The sequence below is a fragment of the Gilliamella sp. LMG 34359 genome, from assembly GCF_984569085.1.
Genome location: NZ_OZ474906.1, coordinates 582243 through 599311 on the forward strand (window position 1 = coordinate 582243; position 17069 = coordinate 599311).

A 17069-nucleotide genomic window follows, 5' to 3' on the forward strand; every position below is an offset into this window, starting at 1 on the left:
ATATTATATATGATCTATTATTGGATAATATAGTTTTTACATATCATTTATATAATTAATTTATATCGAATTAGATTTATTTATTATTGCAAACCATAAAAACAAGGTGAAAAATCACTCCTTGAGTGAAAGTGGTTTCCTCAGTTATAATAGACACAATTTATAGTAAATAATGTATAAGGATAGCTATTTTGACTACCGAACTTAATACCCTTGATATTGAAGAGATCATCAGTTTACTGCCTCATCGTTATCCATTTTTAATGGTTGATCGCGTACTTAGTTATGAAAAAGGCAAAACATTAAAAGCCATTAAAAATGTGACTGTTAATGAACCTTTCTTCCAAGGCCACTTTCCTAATAAACCGATTTTCCCTGGTGTGTTAATTTTAGAAGCAATGGCTCAAGCGACAGGAATTCTTGCTTTCAAAAGTATTGAAGAGCTTTCGCCGGGTCAACTTTATTATTTCGCTTCAATCGATAAAGCGCGCTTTAAACGTCCTGTCGTACCAGGAGATCAAATCGTACTTGATGTTGAATATATTAAAGAGCGTCGTGGTATTGCATTGTTTCATGGTGTAGCAACAGTTGATGGTAAACTGGTTTGTGAAGCCGAAATGATGTGTGCCCGTAAATAATTTTGATTTTTGAAATATCCCAAAAGTATTAAGGAATTGCTATGGCAACGGAAATACACCCAAGTTCAGTAATAGAAAAGGGGGCAAAGATTGGTGATAATGTCAAAATCGGGCCTTTTTGTTATATTGGTGAACATGTTGAAATTGGTGACGGTACCTTTTTAAAATCACATGTTGTCATCAATGGACACACAAAAATTGGTCAGAATAATCAAATCTATCAATTTGCCTCAATCGGTGAAGTCAACCAGGATTTAAAATATCGTGGTGAACCAACTGACACTATAATTGGTGATCGCAATCTGATTCGTGAAAGTGTGACGATTCATCGTGGTACGGCTCAAGGTGGTATGTTAACCCGTATTGGTAGTGATAATTTATTGATGATTAATGCCCATGTTGCGCATGATTGTATTATTGGTAATCGCTGTATTTTAGCCAATAATGCCACACTTGGTGGCCATGTGCAGTTAGATGATTATGTCATTATTGGCGGCATGACAGCTGTGCACCAATTCTGTGTGATCGGCTCTCACGTAATGGTTGGCGGTTGTTCTGGCGTAGCCCAAGATGTCCCACCTTATGTTATTGCTCAAGGAAATCACGCAACACCACATGGGGTTAACTATGAAGGGTTGAAACGTCGAGGTTTTAGTAAAGAGGCGTTACAAGCCATTCGTAACACATATAAAATCCTTTATCGAAACGGCTTAACCCTTGACGATGCCAAAGTTGAAATTGAATCGTTGGCAAAACAGTATCCTGAAGTTCAACTGTTTATCGACTTTTTTGCTCGTTCAACTCGTGGCATTATTCGTTAATGACAGATAAACCCTTAATCGTTGCCCTAGTCGCTGGTGAAACATCCGGCGATATTCTTGGCGCAGGTTTAATTCGTGCTCTCAAAAAATGCCATCCCAATATGCAATTTGTTGGCATTGCTGGCCCTCAGATGCAAGCTGAAGGTTGTAAAGCTTGGTACGAAATGGAAGAGTTATCGGTGATGGGCATTGTCGAGGTATTAGGTCGATTACGTCGTATATTAGCAATTCGTCGAGATATCACTAAACGTCTTATTGATCTAAAACCTGATATTTTTATCGGTATTGATGCCCCAGATTTTAATCTTGCATTAGAAGGCAAACTTAAACAAGTTGGAATTAAAACTATCCATTACGTAAGTCCTTCGGTGTGGGCTTGGAAGCAAAAACGCGTATTTAAGATTAAACGCAATACTAATTTGATTTTAGCTTTTCTGCCTTTTGAAAAAGCCTTTTATGATAAATTTGATGTTCCTTGTCGATTTATTGGTCATAAAATGGCCGATGATATTCCTTTAGAGCCTGATCAAACGGCTATGCGTCAGCAATTAGGTATTCCGCTTGATAGTCAATGCTTAGCACTTTTGCCGGGTAGCCGTCATGCCGAAGTGGCCTTATTATCTCAACCTTTTTTGCAAGCAGCTCAACTATTACGAGATAAATTGCCCGATTTACATATTGTGGTTCCTTTAGCGAACGCCAAAAGAAGACAAGAATTTGAGCAAATTAAAGCCGAAGTTGCGCCACAACTTAATGTTCAGTTAGTAGATGGCCATGCACGTGAAGCAATGATTGCTAGCAATGCGGCAATTTTGGCTTCCGGAACCGTTGCGCTTGAGTGTATGTTAGCCAAATGCCCAATGGTAGTGGGTTATAAAATGAAAGCCTTTACCTTTTGGCTGGCAAAAAAACTTATCAAAACTCCTTATGTTTCTCTACCTAATATTCTAGCGGGTAAAGAAATCGTCCCTGAATTATTACAGCATGACTGTACGCCGGAAAATATCGCTAATCATGTTCTTCCTTTTTTAGAAGGTGACAACACCGAACTAAAAGCAACATTTTTAGCTTTACATAAACAAATTCGCTGTAATGCTGATGAACAAGCTGCCCAGGCGGTATTAGATGTATTAGAGGATTCCCCTTGTTATTAGAATTTACTTACCCGGATGCGACATTAATTGCCGGTGTTGATGAAGTTGGTCGCGGACCACTTTGTGGCGATGTCGTAACTGCTGCGGTGATTTTAGATCCGAATAAACCGATTGCGGGATTAACCGATTCTAAAAAGTTAACAGAAAAAAAACGTGAAGCCCTCTTTGATATTATTAAGCAAAATGCACTAGCATGGTGTGTTGCCAGAGCATCAGTTGAGGAGATTGATAAACTCAATATCCTGCATGCCACCATGCTAGCAATGCAACGCGCGGTGGCAGGATTATCAATCAAACCAAATTATGTTTTAGTTGATGGTAATCGTAGCCCTAATTTTGGTATCCAAACTCAGGCGGTGGTTAAAGGTGACTTATTAGTCGCAGAAATCAGTGCCGCATCGATTTTAGCTAAGGTGACGCGTGATCGCGAAATGGTCGAGTTTGATAAGTTATACCCTCAGTATGGCTTGGCCAAACACAAGGGTTATCCAACGAAAGACCATTTAAGGGCAATTGAAGAACATGGTGTGAATCATTTATATCGTAAAAGCTTTGCACCAATAAAAAAATTGTTACTCATTTAAGATCACCAGTTCTTATCAACGGTGATTAATAGAGGTGAATTAAACATCGCAACCGGTGAAATTACCGTCTCTTGATAAGGGATCTTATCGCCATAACGTTGTTTTAATTTTTGTTTAACCGCTGGTGATGTTAGGTTAAAATCTTTAATCGTTTGTAATTTACCAATTTTTAAATTAAGTGCTTTATTGTAAATTTTCCAAACTAATTCTGAACAGTAAATATAGTTATCATCCCAACCAAACCAAATATCGTAAGGCTTGTTTTCAAATGTGTGAGCGACTTGCTTTAAATTGGTAATTTCTTTAGCTGATAAGGTATGATCTTTTAACCGTTTAATCACATATTTTTTATTTTTTCCGCGATTTATCCATTTATCTAATGGCGTATAAACCACTTTACTCGCCGCTTCAAAAACATAAGGTTTACCATTTTTAGTAAAAATGATACCCATATGACTATAAGGTGAATTAGTTGCTTGCTCAACAGCTTTGCTTTGGTTTGATTGAGAAGATTGGAAAATGATATCACCATCTTGAGGTAGATAATCTGCTATAGCCGTGTAGCTAGTGAAAAGTAATCCTATAATGAAAATAAAACGCATAAACAGTGACTTAAAAAATAAACTAAAGTAGTAGTATATGCTAAAACAGCTACTTAACAAAATTTTTAAGTAGCTGATGTTTTAATAATTAATCCCGATTACTAAAAATGGAAGTTGATTTTGTTTTGTACATAACTTTGCTAGCACGAGCAAAACGGATCGCTTTAAAAATCCCCAACAAACTAGCTTGGTGCATTCGATACAACAATCGATGAATGATGAGTGCAAACCAGCCTTTTACACTCATTTCACTTTTTCCTGCTATTTTCACCACACCTTGTGCAGTATCGTGTAAAGAAATGATTGTACCATTATCAGTATACTTAAATGATTTTAATGGATTGTTATTTAGTATATTGATAATGTTTTCATAACAGATTTTTGCCATTTGATGCGCAGCTTGAGCGGTAGGTGGTGAAGCATGGCCATTATCTTGCATCGCATAAGCACAGTCACCAATAACAAAAATACTATCATCACGTGAAGTTTGCAATGTTGGTTTTACTACCAATTGGTTGGAACGGCTTGATTCTAACCCAGCAATTTCTTTCAAATAATCAGGTGCTTTAACCCCTGCAGTCCAGATCATAATATCTGCTTTGATGGTATCGCCTTCTTTTGGATAAAAACCATCACTTTCGGCTTTGGTAATCATGGTCTTAGTTAATACATGAATACCTTGTTTCTCAAGTGTTTTAGTGATGCTTGCAGCGGTCTTTTCAGGAAGAGCAGGTAAAATCCGATCGGTTGCTTCAATAACCGACACATCTAAAAGATCGGAACACATCTTATTACGACCGCAGGCGCCAAATGTTTCCACCATATGTGGTAGTTCAGAAGCTAATTCTACGCCGGTTGCACCACCACCCACGATAGCAATGCGGATTTTATCTTCCTCACTGCTTTGATCATTATCGATGATGGAACAAAAACTGGTAAATTTATTGATTAAGGTTTCACGTAATCGTATAGCGGCATTTTGATCATCTAAGAAAATACAATGTTCTTTTACACCAGGGGTACCAAAATCATTAGAGGTACTACCAATGGCAATAACTAAAATATCATAATTAATAGTTAGTGTTTCGTCTTGGTGATTGATGATAGTAATTTGTTTTTGGTCACGATCAAGGTTAGTAAAATTACCTTGGGTAAATTCGAAATTATGCTGTTGTCCTTGAGCGGCATAAAAGATATTATCAACTTGTTCATCAAGTACACCAGTTGCAACTTCATGCAATAATGGTTTCCATAGATGATAACTGTTTTTATCAATTAAGGTTATTTGCGCTTTATCCGTTTTGCCTAACTTATCACCTAGGTCGGTAGCGAGTTCTAAACCGCCGGCACCACCACCTATAATAATTATTTTTTGCATATTTCAAGCCTTATTTTTTAAACTAAAAATATCATACTAAATAAGTAGGTTTTTATCTATTTCTTTTGACTGATAACATTTATAAATGAAATCTATTGAAATGGTGGTTTGCAATTATTGAAATTTATTTAAGGGTGCAATAGAATATCTTTTAATGTAGTTGTAAATAATCCCATGTAGTAGCCTTACTTTGTTATAGAAATATAGCTTTGATTGTTTAAGTAAAGCACTATATCCTGTGATATAGTAATCATTATTGATGTATATTAATTCTAGATTGCATACAATTATCCTAGTTCTTTAGGCCTTATCTTACAATTGTCACTCAAAATAAATTTATGAATAAAAAAATATTTATTGTTATTGCATTGATTGTTATTTTAATTTCGATGACGATCTTAATACGTGCTCATAATAGCCAGCTTATTTTGCAAGGCGAAGTTGACGCACCCAATGTTAGCATTTCCTCAAAAGCCAAGGGGAGAGTGCAAGTTATTCATGTCAATCGTGGCGATGATGTTAAACAAAATGATGTTTTAATTACGCTCGATAGTCCTGAACTTTTAGCTCAAGTTAAAGCAGCTGAAGCTGGGCGGGACCAAGCTAAAGCGCAAGTTGAACTTTCGCAAAACGGCACCCGTGAAGAAAGTATCCGTTATTATGAGGCATTACTTGAACAAGCTAAAGTTGCTTATGACAACGCCTCGAAAGAGTACAACCGTAATAAAGCCATTTCGGCAAAAGGCTTTGTATCGCAATCAATATTGGATAATGCCCTTAAAACGCGTGATGCTGCTTATCAACAAGTTCTATCAGCTAAAGCCAATTTAGATCAAGCGCAAAATGGTGATCGTATTGAGCAACGCGAAATCTATAATGCTAAATTGAAAGAGGCAGAAGAGCAGCTTAAACAATTACAGATTCAATATGATGATCTGCAAGTTAAAGCACCGGTCGATGGCGAAGTCGGTTCAATTCCTGCTGAAGTTGGTGAGTTGTTTAATCCTAATAGTCCATTATTAACGGTTATTCGCTTACCACAAGCTTATTTCGTGTTTAACATTCGTGAAAATATTATGCCTAATATTCATAAAGGTGATCATGTTAAGCTGGAAGTTCCAGCGCTTGGCAATAAAGAAGTTGAAGCTGAGGTGCGTTTTATCTCACCAATGGGTGATTATGCCACTAAACGAGCTACGCGAGCGACAGGTGATTTCGATTTAAAAACCTTTGAAATTAGACTTTATCCAACTAAACCTGTTGAGGGCTTACGCGCAGGTATGAGTACATTATGGAAAATAGACAACTAATTTCAGATTTCTGGCACCGATTTAAAGATGCATTTAACGATGAAATCCCAGTTATATTTAAGCGCTTTACCTTTCATTGGTTAATGTGGATTTTACCGTTGATTATATTTGTTATCATCAGCAGTATTTTCTATAGAGGGGTATTATTTGACCTACCAGTAGGTTATGTTGATCAAGATAAAAGTACCTTATCTCGTGAAATTATTCGCGATCTTAATGCTGGAGCGCACGCAAATCTAACTAATTATGATAATCAGCTAAAAATGGCTGAACGTGATTTAGAGAAAGCTAAAATTTACGCTATTCTCTATATACCGCCTAATTTTGAAGCCGATGTGTTAGCCGGTCGTCAACCGACACCAATGCTTTATTATAATGCTTTATATTATAGTGCTGGTTTATATTCCATCATGGATTATTCCGGATTAATTGCCTCATTAAACACTCAATATCGTACCACTCTGGCTACCAGTATTGGTTTGCCGGTACCGAAACTTGCACAAGTTAATTTCAATTATGATGGATTATTTAATGCCAGTGGTAACTCAATGTACTTTCAGCAATTTTCTGCGGTAGTACATCTATTACAATTATTTGTAGTGACCACAACGATTCATATTCTCTCGCGATTACCTAAAAGAACTCGACCTAATTATCCATTTGTATTAGGTAAGCTAGCGCCTTATACCATTTGGTACACTATGTTATTAATGTTTGAAATAGCCATGCTGGTTCTATTTTCTGATGCTCGAGTATCAGGTTCGCCATTCGCTATGATGTTGGTTGTGTTCTTTTATGTGATTGCGGCGCAAAGTATTGGTATTTTGCTCTATACGTTTACTAAAACAGTATTAGATGCCTATACCTATATTGGTGTGTTAGTTGGACTGGCCTTAACCTATTCGGGGGTAGTGGTACCTGAATTATCGATGCCTTGGATAGCTAGATTTATCTCTTCTTTAGAACCTTTAACTTATGCGCTTAATAAATTGTTCGATCTTTTTTTGCGGCATTCTAGCTATCTATCCGTATTAAAAACCTGTGGTATTTTAATGATCTATCCAATCATTATCACAGTGCTAGTTAGAAAACGTTTAGTCAAACGTTTACATTCACAGTAAGAGGCAATATTGGGATGCTTAAGCTATTTTTATCTTCAGCTGTAAAAATGTTTTTCTACATGCTCATGCGACCAATGTGGTTATTGCTATTAGTATCTGTTTCATTAATGAGCCTAGTTTATATTAATGGTACCATCACGAATTTGCCCGTTGCGATCGTGGATCAAGATCATACTGCCACTAGTCGCAGCTTGATTCGTTCACTAAATACCAGTTCTAAAATTGATGTACTTACTTATGAAAGTTCATTAGAAGCTTATGATGATATTAACAACCGTAAATTATTTGCGGTATTTACCATTCCCAGAGATTTTGAAAAACGCCTGTTAAACGGTGAAGACGTGACCATCCCTGCCTATGGAGATGCCTCTAGCCGTTTAGCTAATGGTTTGATACAAGTCGATATTCGAGGAATATATCAACAAATATTAACCGAATATAATACCCGGGTAATGCGTAATGCCGGTTTTTCTGATCCGCAGATTAATATCATCCTATCGCCAATAAAAGGGCAAACTATGCCTCTTTATAATGCCGGTATCAGTTTTGCGGCAATAACTTTTCCTGGATTATTAGTCATGTTGTTGCAACACTCTTTTTTGATTGCCTCAACGCGTACCAACATTACTTTACACTCCTTGCCACAAGGCAAGCCACCGAGGATTGTTATCTTCGGAAGTTTATGCGGTCTTATTCCAATTTGGCTATTTTTGTCTTTGGTTCTATTTGGATTATGGCCTTGGGTGCTTGGTTACCGGCAATTAGCTAGCATACCGGCGATTTTGGTGATGACATTTCCGCTATTATTAGGCGTATTAGGTTTAAGTAAATTACTCACTGAATGTTTACACCGAACCGAGATGATTTATCTTACTTTAGCCTTTTTGACTACGCCGGTATTTTACCTTTCGGGTACCATATGGCCGCTTGATGCTATGCCGTTTTGGGTACAAACGGTATCGCGAATGTTACCATCAACCTGGGCGACCAATATGATTGCCGGTGTCAATCAGATGGGATTAGGTTTATCAGATAATTTATTTAATATATTTATGATTCTTTTTCTTGGGGCAATTTATGGGGCATTAGGCTTTTTTATTGCGGCATTACGAGAAAATAAGGTCAGAGGATATATCAAAAAAGTAAAAAAACTGATGCGCTCAAGTAATCAGAAAGTTAATAATAAATCCTCAATTAGTTAGTGTAAAAACGTGAATATATTATTGATTACTGATATGATGAATGCTTGATTTTTTGAATAAATAATATGTTGTATGCCCAATAAATATTATCCATGGATGATTAGTTTACGCCCTAAAACATTAGTATTATCACTTTGTTCCATTTTGATGGGTAATGCGCTTGCGTATTGGAGTTGGTCTTTTGATCCACTGATTATGCTCTTATCAATTATTACCGCATCATTGTTACAAATTTTATCGAATCTAGCCAATGATTATGGTGATGCGATTAAAGGCAGCGATGATAAAAACTTAACTGGGCATAAACGGGGGGTGCAGTTAGGTCTAATTACGCTTAATCAATTAAAAAAAGCATTATGGATTAATACTTTTTTATGTATTTTATTTGGACTGACTTTAATTTATTTAGCTTGTAATAATATTTATGAAATTTTAAGTTTTATACTATTAGGAATATTATCTATTATTGCAGCAATAACTTACACGGTAGGTAAAAAACCTTATGGTTATATAGGTCTTGGAGATCTATCTGTTCTTATCTTTTTTGGTCTAATTAGTGTAACAGGAAGCTATTATTTACAAACCAAAACATTACCAATACCGATTATTTTGCCAGCTTTAGGCTGTGGATTATTGTCCGTTGCAGTACTTAATATTAATAATCTACGTGATATAGATAGTGACAGAATGAATCACAAACGAACACTAGTAGTTTTAATGGGCAAAGATCGTGGGCGAGTTTATCACCTTCTATTATTGGTGATCTCATTATGCTCATTTAGCATGTTCTCCTATAGTTATCTAAATCCTCGTTGGGGTTGGCTATTTATGCTCGGTCTACCTTTGTTAATTGAACATATCTATGCCGTTTTTCAATTTAAAACAGCAAAAGATGCGTTCCCTTTACTATTACAAATGGTCAAACTTGCTTTATTGATTAATTTACTTTATTGTTTAGGGATTATTTTGAGCTAGTTCACGTTTATGCCAAATTTATATCGTTTTACTTCATGTTAGCGTTATACTAGAATCAAATAGATATTACAGTTAAAGGAGACTCGACCATGGAATTTGAAACATCAATTCTTTGCGATTACTACCCAGAAGATGTAAACGTCGTAGAACCGATATTTAGTAACTTTGGTGGTGTGACGTCGTTTTCAGGCCAGGTTGTTACAGTGAAATGTTTTGAAGATAACGGCATATTGTACGAAGTGTTACAATCCGATGGTGCAGGTAAGGTACTGGTTATTGATGGCGGTGGTTCGGTGCGTCGAGCATTGATAGATGCCGAATTAATCGATATTGCCCTGCAAAACCAATGGGAAGGTATCATTGTTTATGGGGCGGTGCGCCAAGTTGATTATATCGCCGATGCTGAAATTGGAGTGCAAGCACTAGCGGCAATACCTGTCGGCTCTGATGATCAAGGTGTTGGTGAAATAGATATTCGCGTTAACTTTGGTGGAGTGACGTTCTTCTCTGGCGACTTTATCTATGCTGATAATACTGGCATTATCTTATCTGAAATTGCGCTTGAAATAGACGATAAATAAATCGCGTAGCATATTTATAAACCGCTGTACTTTTGAAGTGACCACATAAAGTTGGATACTTTTACAGCGGTTTTTTAGATAAATAACTTTCCTCAACCTTTTGGCTATCGCACAGTATCTTGTGCGGTTCTTGTTCGGTTACGAATGTAACCACCCGTGACGGTAATGATTAATCCTGCTATTTCCATGTCTAATAATTTAATGGTTAGCTCAGGAATAGGTAAATTAACAAGGGACGCAATGGTATCAACTGGAATTGGTTGATGGTGGATAACGGCAAAAATGTCAGGATATAACACACTATTACTCTCTTGGTTATCAAAATCACTTTGTCTATCAATTGTGGATAAAAAACCACTATAGTGTTCTAAAATATCGGTTGGTTCTGTGACTAAATAGGCACCTTGTTTGATTAAGTAATGGGTACCATGGCTATTCTGATTATCGATATCCCCCGGCAATGCAAACACATCACGATTTTGTTCAAGCGCATAACGAGCAGTAATAAGTGATCCGCTTTTTTCCGATGCCTCAACAACAAATGTCCCTAAACTTAATCCACTAATAATACGATTGCGGCGCGGAAAGTATTCGGATCTTGCTTTTTCAAATGGATAAAATTCTGAAACAATAGCCCCATTTTGTGCCAAAATATCATTGGCTAATCTAACATTTGAACGAGGTGTGATTTGCGCTAAACCGCTACCTAAAACGGCAATAGTATTTCCTGATACCTCAAGTGCACCACGATGACAGATCGCATCTAAACCCAGTGCCAGTCCGCTAGTCACCGTCAAACCATTAATGGCTAATTCACTAGCAAAATATCGTCCCCATTGTGCACCATACTCACTAAATTCACGACTACCTACCATCGCAATTTGTGGTGAATGTAATAACTGTTTATTGCCCATAACAAATAACAATGGCGGTGGTGAACTTATCTGTTTAAGCAATATTGGATAATCGGAATCACAATAGGCAATCAAATGTTTGGCTGGATAAGGTGTGGCTAACCAATCGAGTACTGGTTCAAAATGAAGATAAGAGGTTTGAAAAAATTGCTCTTGAACCGTTTTGGATAAACCTAGTCTATCTAACAATAACGAAACATCATTGATGTTATTTGGCAGACCATTGCTAAAGCAAAGACTAATTCGCTCAAAACAGCCTATTCTTTTATGACCAAGCATTGAAATTCGTAATAAAAATTCATATTTACTCATTACTATCCTTTTTCATCTACATCGTTGCTTGGTGCCATATCTGGAATTGATTAGATATATTTGACCAATAGTCAACTAAGGCTATTCACCAGCATCATAAATGTTTACAATGTAGGCGAATCTGAAAAAACACAAAATTGAGGAGTAGATCGAAGAATTTATGGCTATTTTACCGGTATTACGTTTCCCAGACGAACGACTTCGCAAAATCGCAAAGCCTGTCTCTAATTTTACACCAGAGCTACAAGAAATTATCGATAACATGACTGAAACCATGTATGCTGAAAATGGTATTGGACTTGCAGCGACGCAAGTGGATGTGCATGAACAGATCATTGTGATTGATGTGTCAGAAGATCGAAGCCAGCTTTATGTGATTATCAATCCGGAAGTGATCAGCCAAGAAGGCGAAACTGGCATTGAAGAGGGATGTTTGTCGATACCTGACTGCCGTGGATTTGTACCAAGATCAGAAAAAATCAAGATCAAAGCATTAGATCGTGAGGGTAATCCTTATGAAATTGATGCTGATGAACTATTGGCGATTTGTATTCAGCATGAAATGGATCACTTAAAAGGAAAACTGTTTGTCGATTATCTCTCGCCATTAAAGCGTCAACGTATTGAACAAAAGATGAAAAAACTAGCTCGTGAAGAGCAAAAGAATCGATAGTATAAACCGCCACTATATTTTGACATAAAAAGCTCCCCCAGTAATTGGTTGTCCAACTATTGGGGGGCACTTCAAATTTGGCGGTTTTTAGTTTAAGCGACCATTATTTAGCGACAATTACCATCGCCGGTCGAATAAGTCGGCCATTAAGTGTATAGCCTTTTTGGATAGTATTTACAATCTGTCCTGACTGATGTTCAGGCGATTCAACCATACTAATTGCTTGGTGCAGATCTGGATTGAGCTGTGAATCAGCTGTATTGATTACGTCAATGCCAAATTTTTTGACCGTATCTAAAAATGATTTTAAGGTTAACTCTAATCCTTCCACTGTTGCTTGGTGTTCTGGATTATTTTTATCGGTAGATTCTAACGCACGCTCAAGATTATCAATTACCGGTAGTAGTTCATTTGAGAATTTTTCTAACGCAAATTTACGTGCTTTATCTACATCTTGCTCAACACGTTTGCGAACATTATCAATTTCTGCTCGAGCACGAATCATTGCTTCGCTTTCATTTTTCTTAGCTATTTGCAGTGCTTGTTCAAGTTCGCTAATACGTGCATCTTTAGCCTTTAACTGCTCTTCAACACTTGGTTGTGATGGGGTTTGTTCTTCAGTTGTTTGCTCAGCAGCGGTTTCAATGTTTGTCTCATTTTCTGACATATTGTTCTCTTGTTCAGTCATACGGTACTCCAAATTTAGTCGAAAACTTAGTGAATAACAGTTATTATGGGGATAATTTTTATTATTACAAGTTTAACGATAAGATGATATCGTGTTTTTTAATTGATAACTAAAAAATAATTGTACTTAAGTCAAAAATAAACAAGGATATTTTATGGGTAGACCATTTAAATGTGTTGGTTTGGTTGGGATTCCACGTAAGTTAGAGGCGATTGAAACTCACCAAGTACTATATGACTGGCTAGTTAACTTAGGTATTGAAGTTTTGGTTGAAGATCAATTAGCGCAATACATTAAATTCCCAAGCAATGTATATGCATCATTAGATACTATTGGTGAACAAGCCGATTTAGCTATTGTGGTGGGTGGCGATGGTAATATGTTGCGTTCAGCCCGTCACTTATCACACTATAAAATCAAAGTCATTGGCGTAAATCGTGGTAATTTAGGTTTTTTAACCGATATTTCTCATGATCATGTCATCGAACAATTAACCCCAGTTATCAAAGGTGAATATGATGATGATCCTCGATTTTTGCTGGAAGTATCAATCTATAGTGATGGTCAATTGATTAATTCTGGTTTTGCGGTAAATGAAATAGTGGTTACCCCCAATACGGTTGCCCATATGATTGATTATGATGTCTATATCAATGAGCGTAATGCATTTTCGCAGCATGCGGATGGCTTAATTATTGCCACACCGACCGGTTCAACCGCGTACTCACTATCGGCCGGTGGTCCGATCCTTGCGCCACATTTAGATGCGTTAATTATTACACCAATGTTTCCACACTCGTTAGCGGTTAGACCATTGGTAATAAAAAGTGATAATCCTATCCATCTTAAATTTCCCACAACCGCGTTGGATCTTAATATTGCTTGCGATAGCCAAATTATTTTACCGATTAAACCGACACAAGATGTGATTATTCGTCGCTCAGATTATGAATTTAATTTAATCCATTCGAAAGATTATGACTATTTTAATAATCTTTCGAGCAAACTAGGTTGGTCGCAGAAAATGTTTTAGTGGAAAATTATTACTGCAAGTAAATTATCATTTAAAGATAAATCTATCTTTAAATGATAAAGGTTAAGGCATAAACCGTTAATGATGAAAAGATTGCGGCGATCACATCATCAACCATAATGCCAAATCCACCCGGCACGCGTTTATCAAACCAGCGGATTGGCCAAGGTTTTGCCATATCAAATACTCTAAAAGCAACAAAAGCAATAGCAATCCATAAAACAGAGATCTGTGGAATAAAAAATAGGGTAATCCACATACCAACAAATTCATCCCATACTATATGCCCTGAATCATGGGTGTGAGTATCATCCGAGGTTTTTTGACATAAAAAACAACCAAAAATAAAGGCGACAACTATTAACACCCAATATAAATATGGTTGCAGACCATCAAATAGCAGCCAAAGTGGAATAGCCATTGCTGATCCCATTGTGCCGGGCATAATAGGTGACATTCCCGATCCTAAACCCACCGCGAGTAGATGGATAGGATTTGTTAATTGCACATATTTTTTAAAGTCTCTATTTCGCTCTTGTTTTGTCATTATGTTAAAGGTCTGTTAGATAAAATAATGCCGACTTAAAGTCGGCAAAAAACGGTTTAGCTAAATCAAGCTAAGCATTAGTGATAATCAACTATATTATTCGTCTTTAGTTAAGGTTGCAACCATTACCGCTTTTATCGTATGGAGGCGGTTCTCCGCTTCGTCAAATACGATGCTATGTTTTGATTCAAAGACTTCATCGGTCACTTCTAAACCATTTTGCAAACCATATTGAGCTGCCATTTGTTTGCCCACAGTGGTATTCATATCATGGAAAGCCGGTAAGCAATGCATAAATTTCACATTTGGGTTGCCAGTTAATTTGATCACATTTTGATTGACTTGATATGGTGTTAATAATTTTACTCGTTCATCCCACACTTCTTTCGGTTCGCCCATTGATACCCATACATCGGTATAAAGAAAATCTACATATTTGACACCTGAAGCAACATCTTCCGTTAAAATAATTTTAGCGCCGGTGGTTTTAGCGATTTCTTGGCATTTTTGTACTAACTCAGCTTCAGGTTGGCAAGCTTTTGGGGCAACTAAGCGAATTTCCATACCCATTAATGCAGCACCTTCCATTAAGGAATTGCCCATATTATTTCGTGCATCACCTAAATAGGCAAATTTAACACTGTTTAATGCTCTATCGCCAATATGTTCTTTCATGGTCATAAAATCAGCTAAAATTTGCGTTGGATGGGCTTCGGTAGTTAAACCATTCCAAACCGGCACGCCAGCATATTTTGCTAAAGTTTCAACAATTTCTTGCCCATAACCACGATATTCAATGCCATCATACATTCTACCTAGTACCCGAGCGGTATCGGCAATCGACTCTTTGTGTCCGATTTGACTACCACTTGGTCCTAAATAGGTAACTTGTGCACCTTGATCAAAGCCACCTACTTCAAATGCACAGCGTGTACGGGTTGAGTCTTTTTCAAAAATAAGGGCAATATTTTTACCAACTAAATGTTTTTTTTCGCCACCGTGTTTTTTGGCTTTTTTTAATTCGATAGCAAGCTGAATCAGCTGGTTAATTTCTGCTGGGGTGAAGTCGAGTAAACGTAAAAAATGGCGTTGATAAAAACCGTGCATATTGAGCTCCTAATAGCGGTAAATATTGTTACGATTTTATTTGAATAATTATGCAATTTCAAGTTAAACATTTTTAATTTAGTTAATATTATTTTTTAATCTTTGAATTGTCTAAAAAATTAGATTTTATTATTTAATTATTTTTTATAATATCGCTTTTTTTGTTCAAAAAAGTGTAATAAAATGGCCAAACATTAGATCCTAAAAAAACAGTTAAATGAATTATTATTCATAATTATTGATTATTTAATCAAAGGTTGTTTAATCATGCAAACTTATGCCCTCCTTATGTTACAAGATGGTTCACAATTTATCGGTAAGTCAATTGGTGCTAACGGTCAAACTGTTGGTGAAGTGGTGTTTAATACGTCAATGACCGGTTATCAGGAAATCCTCACTGATCCTTCTTATAGTGAGCAAATCGTTACATTAACTTATCCGCATATTGGTAATGTTGGTACCAATAGTGCCGATGCTGAATCAACACAAGTTTATGCAAAAGGATTGATTATTCGTGATTTGCCGCTAATTGCCAGCAATTATCGAAGTGAAATGGATCTTTCCAGTTATTTAAAAAAGCATAATGTAATTGCTATTGCGGATATTGATACCCGTCGTTTAACTCGTATTTTACGTGAAAAAGGGGCACAACATGGTGTGATCATTACCGCAAATGATAAACAGACCTTATTAGATAAAGCCGAAAATGCCAAACAGGAAGCACTAAATTATAAAGGGTTAAGTGGATTAGATTTGGCTAAAGAAGTGACTTGTAAACAAAGTTACACATGGACTTTTGGTATTTGGACCAGACAACAAGAGCATCCTACACCAAAAGCGGAAAGTGAATTGCCTTACCATGTGGTTGCTTATGATTTTGGCGTGAAACAAAATATATTACGGATGTTAGTTGCGCGTGGATGTAAGTTAACTGTTGTTCCGGCTAAAACCCCCGCAAATGAAGTGTTGGCACTAAATCCGGATGGAATCTTTTTATCAAATGGCCCAGGAGATCCGGCGCCTTGTACTTATGCCATTGAAGCGATTAAGAAGTTTCTGACTACTGATATTCCGGTTTTTGGTATCTGTTTGGGACACCAACTGTTAGCACTAGCCTGTGGAGCTAAAACTATCAAAATGAAATTTGGTCATCATGGAGGCAATCATCCAGTTAAGGATCTAGAAAATAATCGTGTCATGATTACCGCACAAAATCACGGATTTGCTGTCGATGAAAGCACCTTGCCCGCACATTTACGTGCTACACACAAATCCTTATTTGATGGTTCATTACAAGGAATTCATCATAATCAAAAACCTGCATTTAGTTTTCAAGGACACCCTGAAGCCAGTCCGGGTCCACACGATGCTGCGCCACTTTTTGATCACTTTATCGAATTAATTAAAATTTATAAGCAGGAGCAATAAT

18 protein-coding genes are annotated in these 17069 nt (G+C 36.8%); 12 read left to right on the forward strand and 6 right to left on the reverse strand.

Annotated features, from left to right (window positions below; all coding sequences use genetic code 11):
* The first annotated feature begins 191 nt into the window (after positions 1-191).
* The 4 genes from fabZ to rnhB are packed head-to-tail and all read left to right on the forward strand — an operon-like array spanning position 192 to position 3197.
* Positions 192-638 carry a 3-hydroxyacyl-ACP dehydratase FabZ gene (gene fabZ, locus AC5LXV_RS02795; protein WP_091121625.1) on the forward strand — a complete coding sequence of 149 codons (447 nt, stop codon included), beginning with the start codon at positions 192-194 and terminating at the stop codon, positions 636-638.
* A 41-nt stretch (positions 639-679) separates the two neighbouring features.
* On the forward strand, positions 680-1459 hold the full coding sequence (gene lpxA / locus AC5LXV_RS02800; protein WP_493453149.1) for an acyl-ACP--UDP-N-acetylglucosamine O-acyltransferase: 780 nt from the start codon (positions 680-682) through the stop codon (positions 1457-1459).
* Positions 1459-2613 carry a lipid-A-disaccharide synthase gene (gene lpxB, locus AC5LXV_RS02805; RefSeq protein WP_493467328.1) on the forward strand — a complete coding sequence of 385 codons (1155 nt, stop codon included), beginning with the start codon at positions 1459-1461 and terminating at the stop codon, positions 2611-2613. Before lpxA ends, lpxB begins: the two co-directional genes overlap by 1 nt.
* Positions 2604-3197, forward strand: a complete 594-nt coding sequence (gene rnhB, locus AC5LXV_RS02810; RefSeq protein WP_493467329.1) for a ribonuclease HII — start codon at positions 2604-2606, stop codon at positions 3195-3197. Before lpxB ends, rnhB begins: the two co-directional genes overlap by 10 nt.
* Before the next feature lie 2 nt (positions 3198-3199).
* Here rnhB and AC5LXV_RS02815 read toward each other — a convergent pair whose 3' ends face one another.
* Positions 3200-3799 (reverse strand): YiiX family permuted papain-like enzyme, encoded by a 600-nt coding sequence (locus AC5LXV_RS02815; RefSeq protein ID WP_110434758.1) that lies wholly within the window; start codon positions 3797-3799, stop codon positions 3200-3202.
* An 88-nt stretch (positions 3800-3887) separates the two neighbouring features.
* Positions 3888-5177: an NAD(P)/FAD-dependent oxidoreductase gene (locus AC5LXV_RS02820; RefSeq protein ID WP_493467330.1), complete on the reverse strand. Its 1290-nt coding sequence runs from the start codon at positions 5175-5177 to the stop codon at positions 3888-3890.
* A gap of 338 nt (positions 5178-5515) precedes the next feature.
* Between AC5LXV_RS02820 and AC5LXV_RS02825 the strand changes: the two genes are divergently transcribed.
* The 5 genes from AC5LXV_RS02825 (at position 5516) to rraA (ending at position 10366) form a co-directional block, all read left to right on the forward strand.
* Positions 5516-6487: an HlyD family secretion protein gene (locus tag AC5LXV_RS02825; RefSeq protein ID WP_110434756.1), complete on the forward strand. Its 972-nt coding sequence runs from the start codon at positions 5516-5518 to the stop codon at positions 6485-6487.
* The gene (locus tag AC5LXV_RS02830) at positions 6469-7608 is read left to right on the forward strand and encodes an ABC transporter permease (protein WP_110434755.1); all 1140 of its coding nucleotides are present in this window, start codon (positions 6469-6471) and stop codon (positions 7606-7608) included. The genes AC5LXV_RS02825 and AC5LXV_RS02830 overlap by 19 nt, the downstream gene beginning before the upstream one ends.
* 14 nt (positions 7609-7622) lie before the next feature.
* Positions 7623-8810 (forward strand): ABC transporter permease, encoded by a 1188-nt coding sequence (locus tag AC5LXV_RS02835; protein WP_110434754.1) that lies wholly within the window; start codon positions 7623-7625, stop codon positions 8808-8810.
* Positions 8811-8882: 72 nt separating this feature from the next.
* Positions 8883-9785: a 1,4-dihydroxy-2-naphthoate polyprenyltransferase gene (locus AC5LXV_RS02840; protein WP_493467331.1), complete on the forward strand. Its 903-nt coding sequence runs from the start codon at positions 8883-8885 to the stop codon at positions 9783-9785.
* Between the two features lie 89 nt (positions 9786-9874).
* Positions 9875-10366 carry a ribonuclease E activity regulator RraA gene (rraA, locus tag AC5LXV_RS02845; RefSeq protein ID WP_493467332.1) on the forward strand — a complete coding sequence of 164 codons (492 nt, stop codon included), beginning with the start codon at positions 9875-9877 and terminating at the stop codon, positions 10364-10366.
* Between the two features lie 104 nt (positions 10367-10470).
* Here rraA and dprA read toward each other — a convergent pair whose 3' ends face one another.
* Positions 10471-11592, reverse strand: coding sequence for a DNA-processing protein DprA (dprA, locus tag AC5LXV_RS02850; protein WP_493467333.1), 1122 nt, complete (start codon positions 11590-11592; stop codon positions 10471-10473).
* Between the two features lie 160 nt (positions 11593-11752).
* Between dprA and def the strand changes: the two genes are divergently transcribed.
* Positions 11753-12265: a peptide deformylase gene (gene def, locus AC5LXV_RS02855; protein ID WP_110434751.1), complete on the forward strand. Its 513-nt coding sequence runs from the start codon at positions 11753-11755 to the stop codon at positions 12263-12265.
* A 103-nt stretch (positions 12266-12368) separates the two neighbouring features.
* On the opposite strand, the gene grpE is transcribed toward def, so the two are convergent.
* Positions 12369-12953 (reverse strand): nucleotide exchange factor GrpE, encoded by a 585-nt coding sequence (gene grpE / locus AC5LXV_RS02860; RefSeq protein ID WP_110434750.1) that lies wholly within the window; start codon positions 12951-12953, stop codon positions 12369-12371.
* A 154-nt stretch (positions 12954-13107) separates the two neighbouring features.
* On the opposite strand from grpE, the gene nadK reads away from it, so the two are divergent.
* Positions 13108-13986, forward strand: coding sequence for an NAD(+) kinase (nadK, locus tag AC5LXV_RS02865; RefSeq protein ID WP_110434749.1), 879 nt, complete (start codon positions 13108-13110; stop codon positions 13984-13986).
* Between the two features lie 49 nt (positions 13987-14035).
* Here the strand turns inward: nadK and AC5LXV_RS02870 are convergent, their stop codons facing one another.
* Both AC5LXV_RS02870 and argF read right to left on the reverse strand, forming a co-directional pair.
* Positions 14036-14533 carry a phosphatidylglycerophosphatase A family protein gene (locus AC5LXV_RS02870; RefSeq protein WP_493445721.1) on the reverse strand — a complete coding sequence of 166 codons (498 nt, stop codon included), beginning with the start codon at positions 14531-14533 and terminating at the stop codon, positions 14036-14038.
* 96 nt (positions 14534-14629) lie between these two features.
* Positions 14630-15640 carry an ornithine carbamoyltransferase gene (argF, locus tag AC5LXV_RS02875; protein ID WP_493467334.1) on the reverse strand — a complete coding sequence of 337 codons (1011 nt, stop codon included), beginning with the start codon at positions 15638-15640 and terminating at the stop codon, positions 14630-14632.
* 267 nt (positions 15641-15907) lie between these two features.
* Here argF and carA point away from each other — a divergent pair, with 267 nt between their 5' ends.
* Positions 15908-17068, forward strand: coding sequence for a glutamine-hydrolyzing carbamoyl-phosphate synthase small subunit (gene carA, locus AC5LXV_RS02880; RefSeq protein ID WP_493467335.1), 1161 nt, complete (start codon positions 15908-15910; stop codon positions 17066-17068).
* Position 17069 lies beyond the last annotated feature (1 nt).